The sequence below is a fragment of the Halocalculus aciditolerans genome, assembly GCF_014647475.1.
In the GTDB taxonomy this organism is placed as follows: domain Archaea; phylum Halobacteriota; class Halobacteria; order Halobacteriales; family Halobacteriaceae; genus Halocalculus; species Halocalculus aciditolerans.
Map to the genome: position 1 here is coordinate 71,872 of NZ_BMPG01000003.1, position 25,207 is coordinate 97,078.

The 25,207-nt window shown below is 55.2% G+C and carries 16 protein-coding genes; 6 read left to right on the forward strand and 10 right to left on the reverse strand.

What is annotated here, in order from left to right; genetic code table 11:
* Nucleotides 1-264 precede the first annotated feature (264 nt).
* Complete coding sequence (locus IEY26_RS11460) at nt 265-495, forward strand: helix-turn-helix domain-containing protein (RefSeq protein WP_188979070.1); 231 nt, start codon at nt 265-267, stop codon at nt 493-495.
* A 21-nt stretch (nt 496-516) separates the two neighbouring features.
* On the opposite strand, the gene brxL is transcribed toward IEY26_RS11460, so the two are convergent.
* On the reverse strand, nt 517-2,544 hold the full coding sequence (brxL, locus tag IEY26_RS11465) for a protease Lon-related BREX system protein BrxL (RefSeq protein WP_188979072.1): 2,028 nt from the start codon (nt 2,542-2,544) through the stop codon (nt 517-519).
* A gap of 92 nt (nt 2,545-2,636) precedes the next feature.
* On the opposite strand from brxL, the gene IEY26_RS11470 reads away from it, so the two are divergent.
* Complete coding sequence (locus IEY26_RS11470) at nt 2,637-2,939, forward strand: hypothetical protein (RefSeq protein WP_188979074.1); 303 nt, start codon at nt 2,637-2,639, stop codon at nt 2,937-2,939.
* A 56-nt stretch (nt 2,940-2,995) separates the two neighbouring features.
* Here the strand turns inward: IEY26_RS11470 and IEY26_RS11475 are convergent, their stop codons facing one another.
* The 6 genes from IEY26_RS11475 to IEY26_RS11500 form a co-directional block, all read right to left on the reverse strand.
* Complete coding sequence (locus IEY26_RS11475; protein WP_188979076.1) at nt 2,996-5,422, reverse strand: PglZ domain-containing protein; 2,427 nt, start codon at nt 5,420-5,422, stop codon at nt 2,996-2,998.
* A 6-nt stretch (nt 5,423-5,428) separates the two neighbouring features.
* Nucleotides 5,429-9,148, reverse strand: a complete 3,720-nt coding sequence (gene pglX / locus IEY26_RS11480; protein ID WP_229774057.1) for a BREX-1 system adenine-specific DNA-methyltransferase PglX — start codon at nt 9,146-9,148, stop codon at nt 5,429-5,431.
* Between the two features lie 164 nt (nt 9,149-9,312).
* On the reverse strand, nt 9,313-12,957 hold the full coding sequence (brxC, locus tag IEY26_RS11485) for a BREX system P-loop protein BrxC (RefSeq protein WP_188979080.1): 3,645 nt from the start codon (nt 12,955-12,957) through the stop codon (nt 9,313-9,315).
* Nucleotides 12,950-13,519 (reverse strand): BREX protein BrxB domain-containing protein, encoded by a 570-nt coding sequence (locus IEY26_RS11490; RefSeq protein WP_188979082.1) that lies wholly within the window; start codon nt 13,517-13,519, stop codon nt 12,950-12,952. Before IEY26_RS11490 ends, brxC begins: the two co-directional genes overlap by 8 nt.
* A complete protein-coding gene (locus IEY26_RS11495) occupies nt 13,509-14,321 on the reverse strand; it encodes a BrxA family protein (RefSeq protein ID WP_188979084.1) in 813 nt (270 codons plus the stop codon). Before IEY26_RS11495 ends, IEY26_RS11490 begins: the two co-directional genes overlap by 11 nt.
* A 9-nt stretch (nt 14,322-14,330) precedes the next feature.
* Nucleotides 14,331-14,981 (reverse strand): BrxE family protein, encoded by a 651-nt coding sequence (locus IEY26_RS11500; RefSeq protein WP_188979086.1) that lies wholly within the window; start codon nt 14,979-14,981, stop codon nt 14,331-14,333.
* Between the two features lie 120 nt (nt 14,982-15,101).
* Between IEY26_RS11500 and IEY26_RS17450 the strand changes: the two genes are divergently transcribed.
* The 3 genes from IEY26_RS17450 to IEY26_RS11515 all read left to right on the forward strand — a co-directional run bounded on the left by IEY26_RS17450 (nt 15,102) and on the right by IEY26_RS11515 (nt 17,655).
* Complete coding sequence (locus IEY26_RS17450) at nt 15,102-16,418, forward strand: metallophosphoesterase (RefSeq protein ID WP_229774137.1); 1,317 nt, start codon at nt 15,102-15,104, stop codon at nt 16,416-16,418.
* A 56-nt stretch (nt 16,419-16,474) separates the two neighbouring features.
* Nucleotides 16,475-16,711, forward strand: a complete 237-nt coding sequence (locus IEY26_RS11510) for a hypothetical protein (RefSeq protein WP_188979088.1) — start codon at nt 16,475-16,477, stop codon at nt 16,709-16,711.
* 122 nt (nt 16,712-16,833) lie between these two features.
* A complete protein-coding gene (locus tag IEY26_RS11515; protein ID WP_188979090.1) occupies nt 16,834-17,655 on the forward strand; it encodes an IS5 family transposase in 822 nt (273 codons plus the stop codon).
* Nucleotides 17,656-18,413: 758 nt separating this feature from the next.
* Here IEY26_RS11515 and IEY26_RS11520 read toward each other — a convergent pair.
* The 3 genes from IEY26_RS11520 to IEY26_RS11530 form a co-directional block, all read right to left on the reverse strand.
* Entirely contained in the window at nt 18,414-18,857 is a 444-nt protein-coding gene (locus tag IEY26_RS11520) for a hypothetical protein (protein ID WP_188979092.1), read from the reverse strand.
* 167 nt (nt 18,858-19,024) lie between these two features.
* Nucleotides 19,025-20,488, reverse strand: coding sequence for a PD-(D/E)XK nuclease family protein (locus IEY26_RS11525; protein ID WP_229774059.1), 1,464 nt, complete (start codon nt 20,486-20,488; stop codon nt 19,025-19,027).
* A gap of 82 nt (nt 20,489-20,570) precedes the next feature.
* Nucleotides 20,571-22,247 (reverse strand): AAA family ATPase, encoded by a 1,677-nt coding sequence (locus IEY26_RS11530; RefSeq protein ID WP_188979094.1) that lies wholly within the window; start codon nt 22,245-22,247, stop codon nt 20,571-20,573.
* Nucleotides 22,248-22,505: 258 nt separating this feature from the next.
* Between IEY26_RS11530 and IEY26_RS11535 the strand changes: the two genes are divergently transcribed.
* Nucleotides 22,506-25,193 (forward strand): Piwi domain-containing protein, encoded by a 2,688-nt coding sequence (locus IEY26_RS11535; protein ID WP_188979095.1) that lies wholly within the window; start codon nt 22,506-22,508, stop codon nt 25,191-25,193.
* Nucleotides 25,194-25,207 lie beyond the last annotated feature (14 nt).

Sequence of the window (25,207 nt, forward strand, 5' to 3'; positions counted from 1 at the left end):
CGAAATATAATTTATTTGATGTATGTCTTCAATTAGTGGCCTGTCGCTACCTTCTTGCGGTTTCGGATTTGAGTTCTTCATGGGTTCTCGGACGGTATTCGGAACCCAGCCTGGGTGCTGCAACACCCGGGCACTTCCGTCGATCAGTGCCAATGACTGAGTTCGTATCCACTAGTCACGCGTCTATTGGCATAAACCTTTGGACGCTCGACTAATGGAGGGCCATCCAGCAGTCATATGTGAAATGGCACTCACGTCATTACTATGGGCGACCGGGATCGGGACGAAGAAAGTGGGAAATTTACTGAGGAATACCCTGCCCAAGAGTTTCTGGAAGCCTTAGTCAATCTCGGTCCCAGTGGAACGACGGACATTGCCGATTATGTCGGCTGTGACCGTCGAACCGCTTACTTGAAATTGAAAACACTCGAAGAAGAAGGAGAAGTTAGAAGCAGGAAAGTAGGGAATTCGCTCCTTTGGGAGCGCGATGAATAGTTACCTGCCCATTCTGCGGAATTACTCTATTTCGATTGCTTTACTGGCTGCATCGAGCGGATCGGTGTAGAATACGAGCTGGAGCTGATCCAGCAGCTCATCCGGAATCTTTGCCAGATCTTCTTTGTTCTTCGCCGGGAGTAACACTGTCTTTGCCCCCGAATCTGCAGCCAACTGCAGCTTATCGATCAAGGAACTCACCGCAACTAATTCACCCATGAGACTCATCGCGCCAAGGACAACGGCTTGTGATCGAACTGGTCTATCGAGTATCCCTGAGACTATGCCGACAAGAAGTCCAACGCTCGTTTCGCCGCCTTCGTTCGCGTCGGATGGATTGAGCACTTGGACGTTGATGTTGTACTCATCCAGCGTTTCATCACGGCGGAGCTCGCGCATATTCGCCTGGAGGTAGTCGCACGCAGTCTCGAACGACTCTTTCATCTTCTTCCCTGGCGTCCCCGAGATGTTCGTCTTCCCAGAACCGGGGAGTGTCTGAGTTTCGATGCGGAACGGTGCGTGACGTCCTTCACTTTCGCCGATAGTGTAGACAGTACCTGCTTGTTGCGTCCCGGGGGGAATGAGAGCCTCATCGGCCTCCTCGGGAACCGGAACGTAGAGTTCCTCTTTCGTATCCAAATCCAAATACGAGAACTCGACGGCCCGATACTCCATACCACCCATCCGTTTCAACTGTTCTTTGACGCGACGACGTCCCTCCATTGCGAATTCGAGGTATTCGCGGAGCTCTTCTTTCGTGTATTCACCGTGGGGATGGAGTAATTTGAGCAGACCAGATACTGTCTTCCGGACGGCCCTTTCGTCACGTTGGTTCAGGTGGTCTCCAAACGCGAACTCCTCGTTGATCGCATCGCCGTAGGATTCTTTCCGGAGATCGCGGACGAACTCGGCGAAGTAATCCACGATAAATCCGAACTGATCGCCGAAGAACTCGGAGCGCATCTTCGGGACTTCCCAGCCCGGAAGATAGTAGTGGAAGCGGTCGATGAGGGCGAGGTCCTGCATATCATCCGGGAACGGCTCGAAGAGGTGTGAGCTCTTGAGGACGCCTTCGACGTCCAAGTCAATGTTTCCAACGTAGACCATCGAGGCTTGGGCCGTGAGTTCCTCAGTTCCGCGTGAGAAGCTCCCAGACTCCATGTAGTCTTTCAGCATCTGGACTGCTTCCGAGTCGCTGAACTGGAGTCCACCAACCTCGTCGAACGCAACGACGTCCCAGCGGCCGACGAGTCCGATGCGTCCCGTGTTGAGGTTCAGAAAGAGCTTCGCAACGGTGGTTTTTCCACCCGATATAAGGATCGAGTGGGGGCTGATTTCACGGTAGAGATAGCTCTTCCCCGTTCCTCGGGGTCCTAACTCGACGTAGTTGTAGTTGGACTCAACGAGAGGGAGACACCGAGTCAGGAAGAGGAGTTTCTCCCGGTCGCTGAACGCGGATGGGTCGTACCCGACACTCTGGAGGAGAAGGTCCATCCACTCGTCGCGCGTGAATTCTCGACGACGATCCTTCAACTGGTCGAGGTCGAGGTTGGACACCTGGATCGGTTTGAACGACTCGATGCCGAACAGGCTCTTCGGGCTGTTCGCGTTGTCAGGAAGGTACTCCAGATCGATGATGGCCCAGACACCGCCGCCCAGAAGCTTCGGGTGTTTGCTAACGAGATGTTCGTGGATCTCGACATCGTTGAGTCCGAGGTTGACGAAGGATCCGATGTAGGCGTCCTGCTGCTCGTCGAGTCTGACGGTTACTTTGTCGATGACGCGGTATCGCCCCCGCTCGCGCACTTCGCTTTTGACGTACTCGGCTTCGTCGGGGCGAACGTAGTGCTTCGACAGAATCTGTTTGACTTTTTCGAGCCCCTCCTCCAGTGATTCCTCATCGTCGGTGGCGCAGTATTGTCCGATGAGATATTCCAGAACATAGGTGGGGACGTTTACTCCCGACTTGATATCTTGAACGAGATCCTTCCGGACGACGCGTCCGGGAAAGACGTCGAGAGCTTTCTGATCGACGTCCTCAGTAGTCATTATCTACGAGAAACAGAGCCGGGGGCATATTGGTGTCGGTCAATCGCTTTTTGGGGGTGTCTTTATCACCGACAATCGTAAATTTGGGTCCAATGACTGACTCCGATTTTACAGAAGAAGACGCGAAAGAGGCGTTCGGGGAAATCTCGGACAATTTTAATATATTGATGGGAGCGAAGACTGGGAAACTCGAACCACCAGTCAGCATTGAAACTTCGTTCAGCGGCTCTCTTGCAGAAGCGACAGGTTCAGCACGGCACGTTTGTGATTTTATTGAGGAGGCGGGGCACGGTTACGAAGCTGATGAGGAACACCTGGGTGAAGCTGAGCCTCTTCCCTCAAATGATGAACGGCATCGGTTCAAAATCACGGTCACATCGAAGCAAGAATCGTAGCTAACAGCCACTCACCTCATGTGGGATATTGACGCTGTTGGATTCGTCTGTGAGACTTAGACGTCGAATCCCATATCGTCGTCTCCGAAGAGCAAATCGAGTTCTACTGTTTTCCGCGTGATCGTTTCTCGGGTGTCGGTGTCGATGACTTCGAACTGAACGGAGTTCTCGCCGGAGATTGCTCCCTGTTTGAGCCGGACACGTTCACTATTGGTTCCCGGCGAGACCTCCATCGTCACGGAGTCTGCAACCGGTTCATCGTCGATGTTCGCGCGGATTTCCAGTATCGGCGCTGGGTCGAACGCCACCTGTCCGCTCTTGGCTTCGATCTCGACAGAGATTATCGAGTTCGTGATCGGGTCTGGGATCGAGACGTCGTAACTGATCGACGCGCTTTCTTCTATCTCGCCAGTGGTCACCGTGAGACACGGGACGAGGAGTTCTTGGAGTGAAATCCCGCCGTGGAAGTACTGCATATTCCCTCCCTGGGCCTTGAAGCAGGCGACACTGCGTGGGAAGAGCAACTTGAGTTCTGGGGCGTTGATACCGAGATCGGCCAGCGCATCGGAATCAAGTTCGATGAATTCGTCCGTATCGACGAGTGGAGCATCACTGGCGGCGGCTGCGAACCGACGTTTGACGACCGAAGCGAGGTCGGGAGATTCGACTTTGAGGTCGTCGGACAACCGATCCGTGTAGAGGAACCCGTGGTCGCTCGTGATGACGAACCGAGTGTACCCGGCCTGCTTCAGCCGCTGGACTGTCCGTTCGACGTCGTCGACGTGGGAAGCAACCTGGCTGAAGGCCGCGTCGTCGTCGAGGTTCTCGCCAAGTTTGTCTATCGTTCCGGAGTAGACGACTCGCGGGACGGGGTCGTTCTCAGTTAAGTCCTCTAACGAGATGCTGCTCACCTCGTCCATATCCACCACTTCGAAGCCAGCGGCGCTGAGTCGTTCGACGCGGTCTGCTTTCCCGGCCATCTCTTCACCGTCGCTGGTCACGACGAGGTCATCATCTTCGAGTGAGAGGCCGAGTTCCCCGGGGAGGTGTGCGGCCATCCCGACCTCGGTGATCGAGGGCAGTGCCGCGCTGACTGCGCTCAGATCTTGCTCGAAGTCAGTCCGTCGTCCGAGGTTCTGTTTGATCGTCTCGGCGAGTTCGTAGCGAAGCCCGTCACAGATGATGATCGCGGTTCCGTCCTCAAGATCCGCGAACTCATCGTAGAACGAGGTCTGGGGTGTCCCGAGCGTCGGATCATCACTCAGGATGTCCGCAAGCGGCCGGTTCACCCCCTGGAGGAAGGACATGTAGTGTTGGGTGACCCGCTGTTTCACCGTGGTTTCGTTCGGATAGGGGAACGTGGCTTTCTGCGTGGCGTTGATGTACTGCCGATACGCCGCATCGACTTGCCACCACCCGTTGTCACTCGTGTACTTCTGGGCGAGTTCCGAGGAGGAGAGCGTCTTGGCTTCGTCGGCGTCGATGGTTCCGATTCGCTGGAGGGTTTCGACCGCCAAGACTGGGACCGACCAATCGACGAGGTCCTCGTTGCTCCAGAAGCTGTCCTGACGCTCAGTGACTGTCTGCTGGAGGTCTGCCGCGATGTCGGGGAGATCGGCGTAGGTCTCGTCGGCGAGTCGTTGCATCACGAGCCGAATGAGGCCCATGTCGATGCCCTTGAACGCCGTCGCGTCCCAGTGAATCCGGTCGGAGTCGATGACCGCCTTCGCAAGGTCGTAGTCCTCCGCGATCCGCTGTGCGTAGCGCGTGAACTCGGCAGGAGCGTACTGCTGCCACTCGTCGCAGAACGCCGCAGCAGCACGAGTGTCGTCAGCCGCGAGTTCGTCGTACCGGGACGTCGGTGCTCGGCTGGCAACCTCGCCGAAGAGGAGCTGAGTTGCCAGCTCCTTCGGATCGAGTCCCGCGGTGACACCGTATTCCTCTCGGAGTTGGGCGTCCCAGGCGTCGGCCATCGCGTTGTCCTCGATTGTCTCACGGTACTCTTCCGGGTTCGAGAGGTAGGTTCGAACCCACTCGTCGGTCGCCGGGCCAGCGGTGTCGAAGAGAACGCAGAAGAATGCCAGGCGCTGCACCTCGCGGTTCTGTCCCCAGTCCTCGTACGCGTCGGGGATCTCCTCGTCGTGCTCGACGAGGAACTGCGTCACGGGCGTGTCGTCGATGTCCTGACCGACACGGTACTGTCGTCCCAGTGCGTGGATATCGCGGAACCACTCGGCGTCGTTACGGGACTCGGGGATGTAGAACAGCCAGTTCTTCTCGTAGTTCGGATCCTCCTCGTGGAGACGGCGCTTCAGTTCGAAGTAGCTGCCGTCGTAGCGTGCGAGCGTGACGTCGTCGAGCGCGGCTTCGACCTCGTCGAGGACGCCCTTGTACTTCTCCTGGGCGTCGTACCACACCCAGACCGGGTGTCGGTCGAACTTCTGCCGGAGTTCAGTGATAATGCTGTCCGCGAGATCTCCCATGTTGAATTACCTCGAATAGCTCGATTTTAGCTTTGGAAGTCCGGTTTCGAGAACTTCGTACTGGTCCCATTCTTTGACATTTTCCCAGATTCCCTTCTCAACATCGACAGTGACGCCATCGTCGATCATCTCGTCGATGGTCTCACGGAACTCCCTGACGTCTTCAAGGTCGTTCTGGACCTCCTCTTTCCTTTTGAGAAGCTCCTTCTTTGGGTTCTCACCTTTCGTCTGAGCATTCAAGGTTTCAAGTTCGTTTTCGAGTTCGTTAATACGTGGGTCTAGATACTGTCCGCGAAGTTTGGGGAGCGTGTTGGAGTCGATCTCGTGGTAATACACAAAACAACTGAAAGCTCCATCAGGGCTCGCTAATTGCCAATAGATCGGAATTCGTTGACCTCGACGTCGATACTCCTTACAGTGATGATATCGGAAGAATCGATTTCGGAGCCACTCTTCCACATCACGCCCTAAGAGTTGTTTAATCTCAGATTCTATTTCCTCTGCGTTTTCTTTTGTCGAGGTTTCTTTGATACACTCTCTCATCGCATCCATCACACTACCATCATATGAACTACCAAAGGGAATTATTCCGTCCGTAGCCGGATTGAGACCACCGAGGCTCCAACGTCCCATAGCACACCCAAGATAATAGGAAAGAAGGCGACTGGCGGAAGACTCTTTTTCATCATCAGTATAAAGGTCAAAATCTCTCCGGATCATCGCAACCGAATAGGGAGATATTTCGAGAGTCTCGGATATCTCGCGTAAGCTTTGTTCTTTGTGGTTGTCTATTTCATCTACAATTGATTTGTACTCTTCTTCGGACAGTTCTTCTGTTTGGATCTCTGCCCGAAACTCATTCTTTTCTAGATCAAGTTCTCCTGCATTTGCTATGTGGTTGTAATTTGCGATGTTTAGAGGCACATCATTATAGATCAGATCGATAGTAGAGTCTGAAATATCATATTCCTCAAAAACACGATAGTCGATCAATCCGTGTGTCACCTCTATATCGGCAGATAGCATTTCAGTATCAAATCTATAAGAACCTCGCATGAAAGTTCTCATAAATTGATCTGGGTCAAACTCTTCATTAATCTCATCTAACCTCTGGAGCTCTTCCTGCTTGTTCGCACCTTCCTGAGCAAGTTTTGAAATATCGTCCGTAGACGGAGCAAATTTGACTGGTATTTGTTCTGTGTCAGTGACCCCGAAATTCAGGCTTGGGTTTAATGCCTTCATTATATACCTTACTAGGGATGAATTGAGATACCCTAAAAGATAGTGAGTATCAACGGATTCGTCTGGATATATCCCCGGACTCTTGCTAGCTATACAATCTGCGGGGAGCAATTTTACATTATAATTATCTCCCCATCGGCGGAAGATCAGCCCTGGTTTAAAGAAGTAATCTTCACTTGGTACAATACTACTTTCTGCCTCCTTGATTTCGCTTCCGTCGTCCCCCCAAAGCACCTTCTTTCTTACTGGCTCATGGTACAGAAGATCCGTTGGACTCAGGAGATACGATTTCCAATTGTTATAATCAGATGGACTGATCTCCCAGTACTTTCGGACAAAGCGTTCATCATCACCGGTGTCTAGTCCCCTCAGAACTTCAGCCTTTGAAGAGATACTTGAATAATCTGAGTATATGGAAAGAACTTCGTTACCCAACCAGTAAGTGAATGGGTGTCCATTTAGTTCTTCAAATGAATCTTGTTCTATCAAAAACACATCTGATCGTGATGCACCCTTACGATTCGCTTCCGTAATTGCCTGTAAGCCTTCGATCTTGTCCTCCAGATTCACAAGTCGGTTGAACCTTGACGAAACGCGGTTCTTTCCGGAATATTTTCTCATCGAGAAACAGACATTCATATACCCTTGATCACGGTTTTCAAGATGAGCAACATCTACGAAGTTCATTTTCTTCAAGAGCTCGGGCCGCATCTTCCTATAGCTATATTGATACATAAATGTCTCCATCGTAATCATTGACACATATCCATTTTCAACAACAAATTCACTGTTTCTTTCAATAAATGCAGTGTATAAATCACGGCTCCCGATATAGTTATCTTTCACAAATTGCTTGAGAACCTCGCCCATTTTCCCACTACTCAGATAGGGGGGATTTGATACAACAACCTCATATTCATGAACCAATAAGTCAAGTATTTCTACACTTTTTCCGACTTCCTCTGCGAACATTTCCTCAATTGGATCATTTCTGTCAAGGGCTTCAGACGCGAGTTCACCAACCTCCTCCAATAATCGATCCTTGACTTGTTCCCACGATTCTTCTTCACCTTCCCCAGATACGAAGGAGCTCTGTGTTGCAAACGATCCCTCTTGGGTGAACTTCACTTGACCCGACGCCTGAATGGCATCCTTGTGTTTTTCAAGAATTTCGTCAATCCGTTCTTCTACCCTCACGAGACTACCGAATTCCCGAATATTGTCGAAGCTCCGCCAGATCTGCTCTAAGATTTCTTCCTCTAGCTCCGAACGTGCTCTTTCTAAGACCTCCTGCTTACGGTCGCCGTTGATTAGCACCGCATCTGCGGAGACAATGTTCAACCGAGGAATCGTCACATCAGGAGATTCCTCCTTGGCTTTTAGATATAAGGACAACGCCGCGATCTGTGCTGCACCAGAATCGATATCGATCCCGTAGAGGTTGTGTCGAAGAATCTCGCGTGGGATGTATTCCTCAGGAACTTCACCCTCTTCTAAATACATCTGATAGAGCACATCGAACGCATAGAAGAGCATGTGACCGCTGCCACAAGCAGGGTCAAGCACCGTTATGTCCTCAACTGCCTTTGTCTCTCGATCAATCAGGGAATCTTCCAACGGGGCGAGGTAGAAGCAATTCTCTTCATCGTCGATATTCGTTCGTTCACCCTGCATTTCGAGCCACGTTCGCCCGAGTGAGTTATCGACCATCCACTCGACGATGTACCGGGGAGTAAACAGCTGGGTCTTCGTAGCGATGTCTGTCCCAGCGATTTTGTAGTTCTCTTCATCGACGCGGTCGTCGATCTCTTCACGTTCTTCCTCACCGAAGTACTGGTACACCCAGCCCAGTGCTTCGTCTCTCTCCCAAACTTCGTCGTCAATTGCGTCCAGTTCGTCGAGAACCTCTTCTCGAACTTGGGCGTCAAGGTCGATGGCGCTGTGTTCGGATTCCTCGAAGATCATCCGGATCTCCGCACCGATCTCCTGGTACGCCAGGTCGAGTGCAGCACCGAAGCCGTCGTCAGGAGCGTTGGTTAGCTCGCCGGCGATTTCGGCCACGGTGTGGTGCATATACGACCGGTTGCCGTACTCCGGGCGCTCGGTGATGGTTTCCTCAACGAGTCCGCGAACCTCGATGGTCTTCAGCGCGACAAACCGGTTGAGGTATGTCTTCGTTGCTTCGCGGACGTAGTTGGTGATCGACCGCTCCAGATCACCTTCCGTGGATTCGAGTTCCCGTTCGATAGCGGCATCCAGCGTCCGTCGAGTGTGACGGTCTTCTGCGGAGAGGTGAGACAGGTCTTCGAGCGGGAGTCGCTTGTTCTCGTATATGCCGTACCTTTCGAGCTGGCGTCTAAGTTCGTCTTCGAGCGTATGACGAGTTCTAAGGATGGTGCTTCGGATGGTCGAGCGCTGATCCGACGAGAGACCGGGTTGACCGTGTGTCGTGGACATGGATATCAGAGGGTCGCGTACTGCCACGAAACGGGCGGGGCGGCAGTACGCTGTGTCGGGATTCCCGCCCTCGATGACATACAACCAGCAAGCATTCGGCGTGTCTTATAATTGTGGGAGAGTGTGCTGTCCCGGTGTCTGCCAATTCTCTTGGCGAGAAATCCTGAAAAACCGGAGTCAGAGTCGGTGGATTACCGGAACCGAATCTCTACGTCACCGTCTTGATCGAGGAGCGACTCAATCTCTCCCCGTAGTTCGCTGATTGGTGCGTCGATGTCTTCGGGGTCAGTCACGACGACGCTTCCGAAGATGTCGTCGATGTCGACGCTCTCGCGGACCGTTCCATCGTCGTCGTCATCGTCCAGGTCGTCGATTTTGGTTTTCGCCCCGCTCTCGTACGCGTCGACGGTCTGGATGTGTTCGATGAGGCGAGTGAGCGAGGGGTCCGGATTGATGTGGTCCTTGTTCGAGATGTCCAGATCGACCGAGCCGTCGCCTTGCCGTTCCGTCAGGTCCGACAGCGCCGAGTCGAGATCGCTCTCGTCGATGTCGGAGCCGGCGTATGCTTTCACCGAGTCGATGGAGTTTGTGTACGTGTCGTGCCGTTTCTCGTACAGCGCTTCGTAGGTCGCGGTGAAGGCTTCTGCTGCGGCTCGATAGTCCGTCTTGACGTTGTTCCACTGGCTGATGACCCCCTCGGTGTCCAGCGTGTTCTTGACGCGGTCGGCGGCGTCACGCGCGTCGTCGCTGACGTCCACGAGTGCAGCGTGATCATCCGCCTCGTCGACGAGCGATTCCCACTCGGTCGTGATGAATCGCTGTATCGTCTCGTACTCTTTCAGTCGGTTTTCGTCGCCGTTCTCACCGCAGAACTCGGCGACGTCTTTTGCGGTTTTGGTGAGGCTTTCAAGTTCGTTCTCGAACTCGACGAACTGCTTGATGCGCTTGGCCGACGTGGGCTGCTGGAGTAGGTTCTTCAGTCTGGTTTGGAACTGCTCGACGTCGTCCGTGAGCGGGAAGTCTACCCGCCGGAGCTGCGAGAGGAGTGTGCTGGTGGTCGAGACCCACTCGTTGGCCTCCTCTCGGATGCCTTCATCGACGGCTTGGTCCGTGGATTTGACCTTGCGGTCGAACAGGCGGTCGAGGAGCTGCTTGGCGTTCGTTCGCGTGTCGATGTCGACGGTCTCGCGCTCGTCGAAGGAAGTGGACTTGAACTTCGTGACCTGGGTGAACAGCTCCTGTGCGCCGTCTTCCGTGTACGTCCCGTAGGTTCGTTCCTTGTACGTCGGGATGATCGAGCCGTTGCGGAAGAGCACAGCCGCGGCGAGCCTGACGACTTCGCGGCTCCACCCGTACGGCGGTTCGGCGAAGTGGTCGATCAGGTCGCTTCCGGTACGGGATTCGCCTGCCTTCTCACGGCGTTGGATCTCGTCTTCGACTTCTGAGGAGATGCGGGCTTCGGCGATGAGTTCGCCGTCCTGCACAACACCCAGATCGGAGAAGACTGACGGGTTCGACGATCCGCTGAGGTCGCCGAATATCTGCTCGATGTGTCGGTCTTTGACCGTCGCGGAGCCGTGTTTGAAGCTGGTGAAGACCTTCGGGATAGCGTTGTCCGTCTTTCGGGCGACGAGTGAAGTGAGGGAGGTGCTCGTTGTGTCGAACTCCTCTGTGTCGCCGTTGTAAATGAGAACCCCACGCTGGAAGCTGCGTTTGAACTCGCGTTCGACCTCGTTGCGGAGGCGCTGGAGGTCTTCCTGCTTCTGGCCGAGGGCTTCTTGTTCCTCCTGGCTGAGTTCGTTGCCACGCTTTTCTTTAACGACGGTGTTGATCTGGAAGATCGACTTAAGCTTCTCGTAGATGTCGTGCTGTTTCTCGTTGTCGGCGATCCAATACAGCGTGCCGTCCTCGCTGAAGCTCTGCGTTTTCAGACCGTCCGGGTCGAGGTCCTCGTACCGCTGGTAGATCGGCGAGTACGTTTTGAGGTCGATGTAGCCCTTCGACGTGATTTCTTCGCCGTCGATGCTCAGGTTTACCTGGAACGTCTTCCCCTGGTAGTTGACGCGGGACGTTTCGTCGAGGATGTCGTTCAGGAAGCGTTTGGACGAGCGCCGGATGTCGCCCGGGCCGACTTCGATCCCTTTGATTTCGTTTTCGAGTTCCCGCTCAGTCTCACGGAGGAACCGGTAGCCTTCTTCGCTCCGACCGACGTACCCGGCGTCGACGAGTGCATCCAGCGTCTCTTCGACGTCACCTTCCAGTTGCTGCGTGGGGCCGAGCTCCGTCTGGAGTGACGTCGCAATGTTGTCGGCCGTGTTCGGAATCCACGGAAGCTGCTGAAGGAGATAGAGCGACTTGAGGACACGTCGTGCGATTTCCGGATCGGCATCTTTCGGTCGCGCCTCGCGGATCGATTTGACGTCACTGCTGGGGATGTCGTTGCTGATCTCGTCGAAGATCATGTCCAGCGTGACGAGTGCCCCGAGTTCGTCGTTGTAGAGGTGGTCCTCGTCCTTGAGGACGCTCTGGGTGACATCGATCAGTGTGCGTTCACTCCCTGCCAGCTGGTCGTCCGAGCCTTTCCCGAGAGCCTTGAACATCTCCGGAAGGATATCGAGTTGGTAGGGAAGGAACGGGTAGCAGTCGATGAAGTTCTCCTCGGTAATCGGCTTCAGGCTCTGACTGGAGTCGAGTTTGTATCTCGCGGACAGGATACCCTCGTGCTGGTCGTACAGATTGCCGAGAATGCCTCTGAATTCGCCTTTTTTGCTGAGGACGCGGTCGCGGACGACCTTGTCGAGGTTCTCGGAGGTGAGATCGAATCGGTGCGGGAACCGGTCGATGACTTTCGACTCCTCGGCTTCTTTCTCCAAGACACCGGGGATGAGTTGCTGGAGTTGTTCCTGTGAGGTGACTCCGAGGAAGACCTTGCCTTTGCCTTTCTGCCCGAATTCCTCGACGATGCTCTGGAGTTCCAAGAGCAGTTGCCCGTCGTCGCCGATGAACTGCGAGATCTCGTCGATGAACACGAAGTACCGACAGTTGTCGCCGGTCTCGGCTTCCCGCTGTTCGACGTAGTCCACGATGTCTTCGGCGAGCGTGGACGCGTTGATCAGAACGTTGTCCTGAACGTCGTCGATTGCGCGGGCCGCATCGTCTTCATCGTCGAACTCATCGGTGGCCTCGACTAATGCGGTCTCCATGTCCGACCGGACGAACATGGCGTCCTTGCGGGCTTCCGTCCAGTCTTTCCCGGTGTTCGCTTCGATAGCGTCGACGAATTCGTCGTACACGCCGCGTGATTCGAGTTCCTGCTCCATTTGCGCGACCCAGGGCATCGAGGCGTAGCCACGGGAGATGTTGAACTCGCGGTGGATGATCTCCGTGATGGATTCGCTCCCGGATGCGTCGGCTTTCGCGCCGATCTGGAACATCAGCACCTCGGAATCGAACTTCTGGGTGACAGACGAGACCGCTCCGTCGAGCATCTCGTTGCCCTCGATTCGATCCCGGAACATCTCGGCAGCGTGTGTATCCTCGAACTCACGGTTTTCGAGGATGTGCCCGAGGATTTTCATGTAGTGGCTCTTCCCCGAGCCGAAGAATCCGGAGACCCACATCCCGACGTCTTCGGTCTGTGCGTGTTCCGTATCGATGATGGCCTCTAACGCGTCCGAGAAGTGCCGTTCGAGCTGTGGCGTGAGGATGTACTCTTCGAGCTCCTTCTTGACGACGCTTGGATCGTCGTTATCGACTTTGACGACCCGGTCAATCTTCCGATTGATCGGCCGGTAGAAGATCTCGTGAATCTGGTGTGATGTGGTAGTGTCACTCATGTCCGATCACCCTTGCGCGGTAATATGTTCCTTCAGATTCATCGAGGAATCTTAAGCTCTTGTCATCGACTTTCGCCGGGTAGCAGAACACGATGGGCGTGTCGTCCGGTGTATTCGTCTCTAATTGACCCATGAGTGTGGAGGCACTGGCGAACGGGTACAGAATACCCATCCGGTAGATAATCACCGTGTCAGCGTCTTCTGCAGCCGTTGCGATGGCGGACGCTAACTGCCCCATCTCGCCATCATCAAGAAGCGACGATTTCAGTCCGTCGAGTAAACGGTCTCGATCCCGACGTTCGAGATGGATCACGTTCTCCAAGATACCGCGGTCTTCGAGGATGCTGAAGACCAGTTCGCGCATATCGATTCCTGCGACGGTTTGGTCGTGGTAATCCAGTTTCTCGATGAGGTTTCGAACCTCTTCGTCGACTTCGATTTCGTCACCGGGGTCGTAGGTGAAGACGATGAAGGGGACCCCAGCGCGCTTTCCGACTTCGTCTCGATCATCTCTGACGAGTCGTTCTACTTCTTCGAGCCGTGCCTGAAAGTCAGAAAGCATCTATTAGGTCCTCGATGCTGTCATGCTTTGTAATTAGTCGTTCTGTCGAGCCGCGCTTTTCGTAGCTCACATACTGCGGTGAGATGTCTCGAACCCGGCGCTGGACTTCCGATTCGTTCATCAGGAATAACTTCCAGTCGTCGTGTTCGATGACGTCTGATGCGGACTTCGCTCCCTTCTGAAAGAGCCGGTAGACGACGTACGCGACAGTCTCGTCGGGGACATAGGTGACGGCGAATTCCTTGCGTTGGGTGCCTTCTAGAAGCCCGTAGTTCCGGAGTGCGGTGAGGTACTTCGTGGCGGCTTCGTTGATCGTCGATTCGGACCGGTCACGCAGGTCGGCGTAGTCCTCTTGAATCGATTCGATGAACGTGACGATGTCCGTAGCTTGAACGGAGAGGGTTCCCCGTTCGAATTCAGGGTACAGGAAATCGAGGGTGACGAGGTGGATGAATGGATCTTGCGCGAATTCGTAGTAGAGACACCAGTCGGTTACGTCGCTCTGGACATCAGCCGACATGATCTTCATCAGCGGTGTCTCTGTGTACTCCTCTTTATCAGGGATGTGGCGACGTGTAACCTCGCGGAGAATGTTTGTTCGATACTCGTCCGTATTCTTGTTCAGGATGTTCTCTTCGACGACCCGTCGCTCCAGTTCTTCGTACGACTCGCAATCGACATACGTGCGAAGGATGCGTTTCGTCTCGTCAATGTACGTACTGTGATGGGCGATTTTCGGATCGAGACTCGCCGCCACGTCTGTTTCTTCGTCATCCTTGGGCTCGATATGCTCGTTACTCATATGGATGTCTCACGCGCTTTCCGATTTAAGTTCTGACTTCAGGGGGTAGTACGGTACGCAGAGGCGGTCGGTGTTCTGACCGTACCCCTGCAAGAGGGTGGCCAGCAGCCGCCATTTCTCGGGTTCAATCTTGGACTGGGTGTACCCATCTTCCCCGACACAGAATGAATCACCGCTTCCTGGGTCGTTAAGGGTAGTAGATGCTGCTGTGATGTTTGATCCAGTTTGCTCGATGATTCGGTCTGTCCACCCTTCACTCAGTGATTGAACTGAGATGCTCTCAAGGGCTTCCAGGGGCTGGTCATCCGAAGCATCGATTTCTTCAATGGCTGCAGAGATGCGTGATTCCACTCGCGGGCCGAACGAGAACAGAGAGATAGTATCTGCAGGGAGGTGGTCTGATTCTGCTTTGCGACCGACTTTCGATGCGAGGGTGATTCGAGATTGGAGTTGCGTTTTTGGTGTTACTTCGTCGAGTCGTGCCCGGCCCGTCTCAGACAGGACCCGTGAGTCCCACCAGCCCTGGTTGTTCGACTCACCCACACGCTCTATCAACAGACGTGAGGCGATCAAGTCAAGAAAGAACTCGTCATCAATACCCGCCTCGTGGAGGGCCTCTTTAGTCGAGACAAACGCATCGGCGAAATCAGTTGAAGTCATATTTACATCCACAAGAGGTGGTGGCTTAGAACCAACGCCTCCCGTTTTCTGTAGGGGAAACTGTGCATCCAGCACATCGCGGGTTTAATATCGCCCGACAGAGGTTGGATAGTGTATACGATGGGTTCCGGGAATGAGCTGACTGAACTCTACGATTCTCTCTCTGTTCTGTATGGATCGCTGCCTTCTGGAGTTGATTCGGAGTGGAGGGTTGCGTTGCGGTCTGTGTTGTACGGGGGCGACCTGCTTGCAAGTGAGGCGTCGTGTTACGGGGCGCAGCAGAAAGAGCGGAATTTGGGGAAACGGAAGGACTACGCGCGGCATCATGGGAATGGGGATCGGGTAACAGAGTTTTCGGCGATCACGGTGGCAGAGCCGCGAGAGGAGGATCACCGGTATGTCCCGGCGGGTGCGAAGTTACCAGTTGCGCCGGAGTCAAGAGAAGTACTTCCGGTAAACGTCTCGTCGGCAGAGGTTGATTGGGCGATTTCGCTGCTGTCGGAGTTCCCACCTGAGCCTGCGGCTGATCGGCCTGGTGACGGGGTTGACGTGTTGCTTGATCAAGGGCGTGTTCGCAGGGCGAGGGACCGGGCGGGACTGGGGAGAAGTGGTGAATCGACGACTGTGTTGTTCGTGAGTGATACGCATCTCGGGTACGAGAACCGTGCGGAGACTGGGAGTGGGAAGACCGTGTCGTGGATTGACGAGATTGATAGTCGGGATACGATTCGACGGATTCGGACGATTGCGATGGAGCGTGACGTTGATGCGGTGATTCACACCGGGGATGTGCTGGATCACGAGGTGGATGCGGTGACACTCGACGCTGCTGAGTCGAGTTTGCGTGACTTGGCTCTTAGTGATATCCCAGTGTACTGTATTCTCGGTACACACGATCACAACGCGGCGATTCCGTACTATTCGAACTCCATTGATGGGATTGCTTGGCTGAAAGACCAGGTTCGGAACGGGCATCTAATCGAGTTATCGGCCAGGCCGACGTCGGTTGCTGGCGGTCCGCTTGACGCATACGGGGTCTCAGCGGAGAATGTTGGAATCGACGATGTCGGGAAGTACGAGTCGCTTGGGTGGCGTCCGTCGGAGATCGCGTTCGGCGCGGCGTCGCCGGGGCCGAATGTGCTGTGTCTCCACGATGGGGTGACGCCGTACCGGGCTCGTTCGACTGCGGATGTCGATCTCGATGAGTTGCTCGCGCAGTCACGCGTCTCGTTCGACTGTGTGCTAGTGGGTGATGAGCATCGACCCAAGTACGATGACTTCGAGACCGGGTATACGTTCGAGACGGAGGATGGAACGCCAGTATTGTACACGGGACCGGCCGCACGCGTCGGGCCGGCGTACCGTGATCACGACGCGTTCGTGACGGAACTCTCGATTTCTGATGCAGGAGTAACGACGACGCGGCACTCGGTATGACTGGGCGGTCGTAGATACCCCAGTGCTGATAACCATCACTACCGTCTGATCCGATAATGCAGCGCTTCTCTGAGGGGGATCGCGTCCGGATCGATATTCCAGATGAGACGGATCCCGATCATCAGGAGTATCACGGCGAGCACGGGCAGGTTGTTGCAGTGCTGCGTGATGATGCGAATTCGGTCACCGATGATGAGCGAGACGCGAAGTTCTACCGGATCGCGTTTGATTCAGGTGAAACAGCTGATTTCCGGTGGCGTGATTTGCGTCCACCACTTGACGATCCACTCTAAAGGAGGTTTTCGGTGAAGAGGGGCGTCTTCAGGCTAGAGTAGCGCCTTTGCGGAGGGATTTTGTTTTGCTGGCTCTGTTGAAATCCTCAGAGAGTCACACGTTCGCCCGGTAGTTTGACCAGATGCAGGCCCTCCCGAAGTCGCGGTTACTCCGGTTCGTTGAGCAGGCGTTCCACTTGGCCCGGCGAGCTGTCGCCCGCTACTCCTCGAAGTTCTCAAAACGACGCTATACACTCCACCAGCACATCGTCCTGCTGTGTCTCAAGGTTCGGAAGAATACGACGTACCGAACGCTTCTCGACGAACTCATCGAAATGCCCCGGATTCGGAGCGCCATCGACCTTGAGGAACTCCCGTCGCCCTCCACGCTGTGTAAAGCGTTCAATCGACTCAATATGGCTGTCTGGCGGGTTCTTCTCAATCTCTCGGCCACACTTCTCCCAACCAACGGTGTCGTCGGTATCGACGCTTCCGGCTTCGACCGGAATCACGCCTCGAAGCACTACACGAAACGAACGAAGTTGACGATTCAGCAGTTGAAAGTCACACTCCTCGTAGACACGAGGTCAAACGCGATTCTCGACGTACACGTGACGACGACCAGAAAGCACGACTCAAAGATCGCGCCATCGCTCATCAAGCGGAATGCCCGAAAAGTCGTTATTCTCCTTGGGGACAAAGGATACGATGACCAGAAGGTTCGCGCGTTAGCTCGTGGTAATGGTGTTCGACCGCTCATCAAGCACCGCGAGTTTTCGTCGCTCCACAAGGCGTGGAACGCTCGGCTGGATGCTGATCTCTACGGTCAACGGAGTCAGAATGAGACGGTGAACTCTCGGATTAAACGGAAATATGGCGCATTTGTCCGCTCACGACACTGGTGGAAGCAGTTCCGTGAACTCGTTATCAGCTGCCTCGCTCACAACATCGACAAAGCACTCTGAAAGAGAGATGTGGGGGGCTGCGAGTGACCGGGGTTGATGCAGACTTCGCGGAGCCGTGCAAAATGCAGCGCGTATTAGGTCGTGCTTTTTACGTGAATAACGAATGTATCGGCATCCCCGTTCTCGTGGGTGTGATTGGTAGTGTTCCACGCATTCGCGCTGAATTGGTATTTCCCCACAGAGGTGTTTCCGGTCGTGTGTACCGGTAAGCGAATCGTCACCGTAGGCTGAACCGGGTTCCACACCCAATATGGCGGATACGTAGCAACAGCGGAGGTTGCGGCAGGTGTGAAAGTTGCATTCTCATACTCAAACACGATACCGTCGTGATTGCTTGAGTTGAGATGTAATTCTCCAATATTTCGAGCGTGAACGACGAGGACAGTAGACCCGCCGGATTCAACAGTTACATTTGAGATGTTGACTTCAGCCGGTGGGACAGACTCGTTGTTTTGGGTTATCGCTGAGGTGGAGGTAGTCGTCACAGGTGTATCCGTCGGCGTCTGTGTCGTCGTCATTTGAGTCGTTCCAGCCCCATTCTGTGTTCCCGTGCAGCCAGCCAAGGAAACACTACTCAAGATTAGCAACGACAGGAGGGCGATTCGGGGACGCATATGTTTGGTTTAGCACACTCACTGGTAAGTTCTTTCTGTGAGTCAAGCACCGATTGTACGTATTGAAATTGTCACCCCAACCCGTCTCGATGATATATCTACTCGACTGCTTCTCCAGCTCAAAACCATCAAAGGATTAGGATTTCAACAAAGCCCAAAGAACCTAAGCCCGCTCTCGGTGGCGGCATTTATGATCGGATATTCGTCGATGTGGAGGTGGCCGAAAAGCTCTCGAATCGTTGCCTTTGCTCCTAGTTGAGTCTCCCAGTTACTATCGTACTGGTCGGCATCGCGGACCGATTTAATTAGACTAGCGAGGTCCGCGATAGAGTCGTCCCATTTTGAGAGGATTTGTTCCGCACTCCCCCGCTGGCTGGCCGCATTCATCCGGTCCCACATCGATTTGAAGCCGTCTCTTGTGGGATTTTCGATGAACTCGTCTGCTCTTTCGACGATGTCCTGTGTTCGCTCGTACTGACTGAAGTCGAACTCGGCACCGGTCTGCTGGGTTTTTGCTACCTCCTGCCACTGTTCGAGAACAGTTCGTTGGTGAGTAGTGAGGTCCGGTGTTTGACTCGTCGAATCCATCAGATACCTTCACGTTGCGTGTATGGTTATTGAACATACCGCCTCAATCAAGATATTAGTAGTCGTACACAGCAACCGACCGTGCTCCTGGGCGTCGTTGATAAGCTCGCGTACGAGGTATCTGTGAGATTGACCTGCTGTCAAGCTCTCGGATCGGTGTTGTCCCCCTACTTCGAGGCGGACATCCGAATGTCGGAATTATAGACGTCTGCAATCGCCTCAATGTAGATGCCGTCGAGGATAGCGATCAGTTCCGGATTCTCGATGATCAGATCGCAGACGCCTCGTTCGAGTGCGGCGACGTACGCGGCGAAGAAATCGTCGTGTTCGTCGGGGACGATGTCGTACTCCGCTGAGAGCAGATTTCGTTTGTTGCCGGTGCGACTGGCTGTCCCCGGGAGCGCAGCGTCGATAGCCTCGGCGCGTTCATCGAAGCGCTCGCAGACGGCGTCGATGAACGACTGATCGTTCGCGCCCATGTTCCGGAAGTACAGTGTGAGTGTCCGGTCTCGGATGGCGTTCTCGCGGTCGTTTTCGAGGCGGTGGTGGAAGCCGATTCTGGCGTCGTTGTGGTCGTCGGGGCGGTCGTGGAGCACGTCGGTGAGGTCGTCGGTGTGCCGCCACCACCCGTGTTTGAAGAGCATCCCCCAATCTGAGCTTGTTGCCCGGAACCACCAGTCGCCGACAGCGTCGTCCCGACACCCGAAGCGGACGTGGTGCTCGCTCTCCGATTTAATCGATCCGTGGCCAGCGGCTGTGAGACGGTTCGCAAGCCGTGTTGGCCAGTTGTGCGTGAACGATTCCCACTGCTCTTCGAACGTGGCAGTGACGTCAGTGATGGCGTCGTAGTGGTCGAGATACAGTGCGACCTTCTCGTCAACGGTATCGGTGGGTTCTGACATGCCGGTAATCGAGCGGATATCGTCCGCGAATTCGTAGAGCTGTACCACTGTTCGCTGTGGATACCGGGGGGCGTTCTCGACGATGAAGTCAGTCAGGACAGCATCGAGAAATCCGGTCCACGTCCAGTTGCTGAACTCTGGATCATTCGCATCGGGTCGGTCTGCTTGATGGAGGTACAGGTAGTACGCACCGGATTCGTAGTCGGTCTTGGGAGCTCCGTCGATGTGGGTGACGTCTCGTCGATAGAACTTGGTCTGGGTATCCTCAGCAGAGAACTTGAGTTCGACGAGAAGGAACCACTCGTTCGGAACCTGAACGCTCAGATCGACGAACCCCGACGATTCGGTGTTGCCGTCGACCTGTTCAGTGAGTCGTACTTGGTCGTCAACGACGACGTCAGAGAGATCGTAGGTATCCTCCTCGAATCCACAGGTGTCGGGCAGCCCGTCGAGGAATGCGCGAAGGAATTCCGCATCCATCCCGTGTGGTTGGTCCGGGTCGAGGAAGTACGCGAACAGCCGATTGATGTAGACTTCGGCCTTTCGTTGTGATCCGAGCGAGTATTCGATCACGTCCATCAGTGATCGGGGCGTGTCGGGGACCGCTGTGAGTTGTTCCCACCGGCGTGTAAGCGTCTGCAACTCCTGCCGGAAGTCGTCTGTCGGAGTCATCCGATCATCTCTGGACAACTCAGCGCGAGGGTATAGACGCTTTGCCGACGAACGCATGCAAGAACGAATTCAGCCCTTTGAGGGCTGTCAAGCCACCGCTACTTGGGATGGACTGACGACAGAGACAGAAGAGGCTGTTTTAGCAGATCAGGAGGAATAACCAGAATGGTAGATAGCAAATACTGCACTCGTCGTTTTCAACGACTAGTTCTTCATTTTCTCGTACGTCCTTTGGCAGGCTGTCGCTGATGATGAACCTGTATGGTGCGTTGTAGTCGAAGTCTCGGAGGTCTTCGCTATCTGATTTGGTATGTTGGCCGGAGTCGGCGTCGAATTCTTCAGCGATTGGTTCGGCGTTACCCGTGTGTGGGTGGTAGGAGAGGATGAAGGGGAGGACGTGCCCGTCGCGCTGGAGGATGTAATCAACGAGGCCGGATTCGGTTTCCGTGTATTCGACATCGTATGCTCCAATAGTGAAGGCGAGGCGTTTGGCGTGGTCAAAGGCGACGGTGCGGGCGAGTTTGTATTCGAATTCGTGGTTGAGGGTGTCTTGTTGGTCGTGAACTTCGAAGCCGTGGTGTTCCTGCCGTTGGGAGAGAAGGACGAGATGGCGTGGATTGCGGAGATATAGGCGGGTGCGGCGGTGACGTCGCAGAGAGTAGTCCTGGGATTCGGTCACGGCGATGCCTTCGTCGAGAACATCGAGGTAGCTATCGACGGTTCGTCTATCGACACCAATCTGGTCACTGAGGGCTGTGTACTGGAGTTCTTCACCGGCGTTCGTGGCGGCAATGGAACTGAGTCGGTGGAGATTTTCGGGTTGTTGAATGGATCGGTACTTAGCGAGTTCCTTGTAGAGGAAGAGGAGGAAGTGTGATTTGGAGAGTTCGTTCCGGATCGCTGGGTCGTCCGTTTGATGGAGGGTCCCGCCAGTGCGCAGGTATGCGCGCGCGGCGTCGTGAAGGTTATCTCGGTCGTCTGCGTTGAAAATGTCGAAGCAGAGCTCAGAGAGCGTCTCAATTGCCGTGTCGAGCGTGGTCTCGGGGTCCTTTCCGGACAGCCCAGTTCGAATCGTCTTGATTGGTGATGGCCCGTCTAAGTCGGGTGATTGGTACTGTTCGAGTCGGGTTCGGAATTCCTCGTCGAGATCGCCGCCGAGACCGGCGCCGATTTGAACGGTGTCAATGAATTTCATTGGGAGGATCGGCCATAGCTCGAATTCCTCGACGCTGTCAGCGGATTCGGTCGTGGAGAGATCCACTTGAGAGCCGACGATCCCGGTTAGGAATACGTAGGTGTTCTCGTCAACGATGTCGAGTAACTCCCCTTTCTCCTCGTCGTCGAGGGCGAGGGCTTGGACATCGTCGAGGAGGATGAACGTTCGTTCTTGGCGGGGTGCGACGTGCGTCTGGAAGTAGTCGATGACCTGTTTGAGACGGTTGATGTCGTCGCCTGCGCGTTCAAGCTGGTAGAGAGAGTCTTCTAGAGGAATGTAGAGGATTTGCCGCGGCTCGATTGCGGAGACGAGTTCAAGTTCTGTGTTTTGATGCGGGAAGTCGGTCGTGTTGAGGAGGGCTGCGACAAGTTGGTGAAGTAGTGTGGTTTTCCCGATTCCGGTCTGGCCGTGAATTGCGTAGACGAGGCTCTTGGTGTCGTCCGTGTAGTGGGTGTTCGTCGTTTTGAGAACGCGGTGGAAATCAGATCGAGGGGTGAGGTCTGTGACTTGCGATAGTTCTGGAGATTCCCCGTTACTCCACCACTCGTTGTGGTATTCGGCGTCGTCGATGAACTCTTCTGCGCTCCCTGTCCCAAGCATAGCGCTGATTATCGTGGCCTAGCACATATATTCATGCATCTTGATGTCCCTATTTGTCTTCTGCTGTTGTTGAACTGTCTGTGAACCCTTGTGTGGCGGATTTCCGCTTGTTGAACCCGCTCGTGCCGGTCTCAAAGATAACTCTCTTACAGGACCAACGCGTGTTCTCTGAGTGTATTAGCGCTAAAATCTAGTTACCGTGTTTTGGATTCGCCTAGTGGAAACCTATTTATTCTAGGCGGGAGTTGGTTGGCGTAGATGGCAGTGAAGGCCGATATCCAGGATGGGGAAGAGATCGACATCGCGCTGCTCGTCACGGGGATTGACGAGTGGAACCACGATGCCATCGCTCGGAAAATCCAACTGGAAGACGTCAACGGTGCAGGGGTAGACCTGACCGTATTCCACAACAATGACGTGGCGGACTTCGAGTGGCGGACCGGGGAGTGGTATCTCCTGGAGGACGTCGTCGGGAACGAATACCGGGGTGAGATGCAACTTAACCCAGGGTACGACCTCACCGTCACGCGATTAAATGACCCGCCGGCCGCTGCTGAGAACAACACGTCCGCAAGTAATGAGGCCTCAGGAGCACCGGCAGAGCGGGCGGCAAGGCAGGAGGCGAATAGTGCGTCCACACCGGCTTCAACCGCGCCCGACGGTGAACGGTTCGTTCGCGGACGCGAGGTCGATAGTAGTCCGCGCCCAACAGCCGATGGCGGTGGGGAACTCCTGCATCAACAGCCGCTCTCGGACGGGAACTACTTGCTACAGTTCGAACTCGGGGAACTGCCGGAGCTAACGGTCCACGAGTACGAACTCCAAGCGACCGAGAGTAGCGGGATCGATCCCGATGACTTCACAAACGGGATTCAGGGATTCACGGCGAAAGCAGCGAACTACTACCAATCACGGATCAGGAGCCCCGTGACGACGGCCGATGCGTCCCGGCGGCGGATCTACGCGACTGAGAAACTCCACGATACACTCTCAATTCACGGGTACACTGTCCAGCCGGTATACCAGGGTGACACGACGCTGGAAGCGCGCTCGTACACGGACGACGGCCCGCTACAAGAGTTCGTCAAGCAGGACGTGAAACGCGCCGTCACTGGCCGTTTCGAGGTATCGGGTATCGATTCAATCATCGAGCCCACGCCGCAGCGCACTGCGAACAGCGGGTTGTTCGAGGCATATCGGAAGTACAAGTGCCGAATTCGCGTCGACGCTGACGGAACCGTAATTTGCGGCGTGAACGTCTCATACCACCTAGAATCGACGTTCTCCGCCGCGGACTGGGTGCGACGTGGTCACGACATCGCCGAGGTGTCTGTTGAGCACGACACCGATCTGTACGATAGCCCCCGGACAGCGACCGTCAAGGAAGTCGTCGACATGGACTACGACGATGTACTCGATGGCCCGGGCGTCCCGATGTCGGAGTACCACAAGAAGCACGTCGAGCAGGACGTCATCGACTCGATGCGGGCTGGCGACCCGATTATCGCCGATTTGCAGTACGGGAGCGGCGCGGATTCGATCTTCCCGCAGCTTCTGGAATACTGTAAGGTCATCCCAACGTTCGACCAACTGGGTCGCGTCGACGAGACGTTCCTGAACGTCATCCACAACGAGAGCCGGATGAAACCCGAAGAACGGTTCAACGTCGTCACGTCGTTCGTCGACCTGCTCGGCCCGACTCCCTACTTCGACTTCGATCCTGTCCCGCAGCCCACGAACGCCGGGTACCGAGAACACCAGATCCGGAACCGACCGAACCTGCGGTTCGGTGACGGACAGACAGGATTCTACGGGGCTGGTGGCCTGGAACGGAAGGGCTACGGCGTGTACAAGGCACCAGAGTCGTTCGACATCATCGCGTTGTCCCCTGAAGATGAAGCGGGTGACGCGCGGCCGTACGTCCTCTCACTGCTCAATAAGCTCGCGGAGTACGGTGCGAGTCCGACAGCGTTCGACCGCGACACCTACGAACTCGGCTCGGAGTTCCACTACTCCTCGCACGCGCAGAAAGCGAGTGACTACGATGCCGCGCTGATCGTTGTGCCGGATGCAGATGAGGCTGCGGCAGCGGACTACGACGACCCGTATCCTGAGTTCAAGCGGCGGCTCGGGCAACTCGGCGTGCCGAGTCAGATGATCTCTGTCGACAATCTCGGCAACGACAACTACCGTGGGAACATCTGCTCGTCCCTCATCGGGAAAGCAGGGGGTGTACCGTGGCGTATCGACGACGTTCCCGGGGGCGTTGACGCGTTCGTCGGTCTCGACGTAACGTACGACCACGCGACCAAGCAGCACCTTGGTGCGGCCGCGAACGTCATTATGGCTGACGGAACCATCCTCGCGTCCGAGGCCGTCACGAAGCAGTCTGGCGAGACGTTCGACGAGGACGACGTAGCGAACGTCATCAAGCACGTCCTGGAGATCTTCGCCGAAGAGGAAGGCCGACCGCCGCGACACGTGGTCATCCATCGGGACGGGAAGTTCTACCTCGACGTCGAGAGCCTCATCACCCGTCTCGACAAAGCCCGCGATCTCATCCAGCGGTTCGACCTCGTCGAGATCCGGAAATCCGGGAACCCCCGGATCGCCGAGTACGACGAATCGAACTCGCGGTTTGATATCGCGGACAAAGGCGTCGCCTTCCACGTCCACAATGGCGACCACTCTTACCTGACCACGACCGGCGGGAAGGAAGGCAGTCCAGGCACGCCGCGGCCACTGCAAATCGTGAAACGTCACGGATCGACCGACCTCGACACGCTCGCGGAGCAGGCCTACTGGCTGTCGGAAGCGCACGTCGGGTCGCTGAGCCGCTCCACCCGGCTACCCATCACCACGTACTACGCCGACAAGTGCGCTGACTTCGCCATGAAAGGCTACCTCACCAAGGGAAGCGTCATTCGCGGTGTTCCGTATATCTGACCATACGCCAGTAC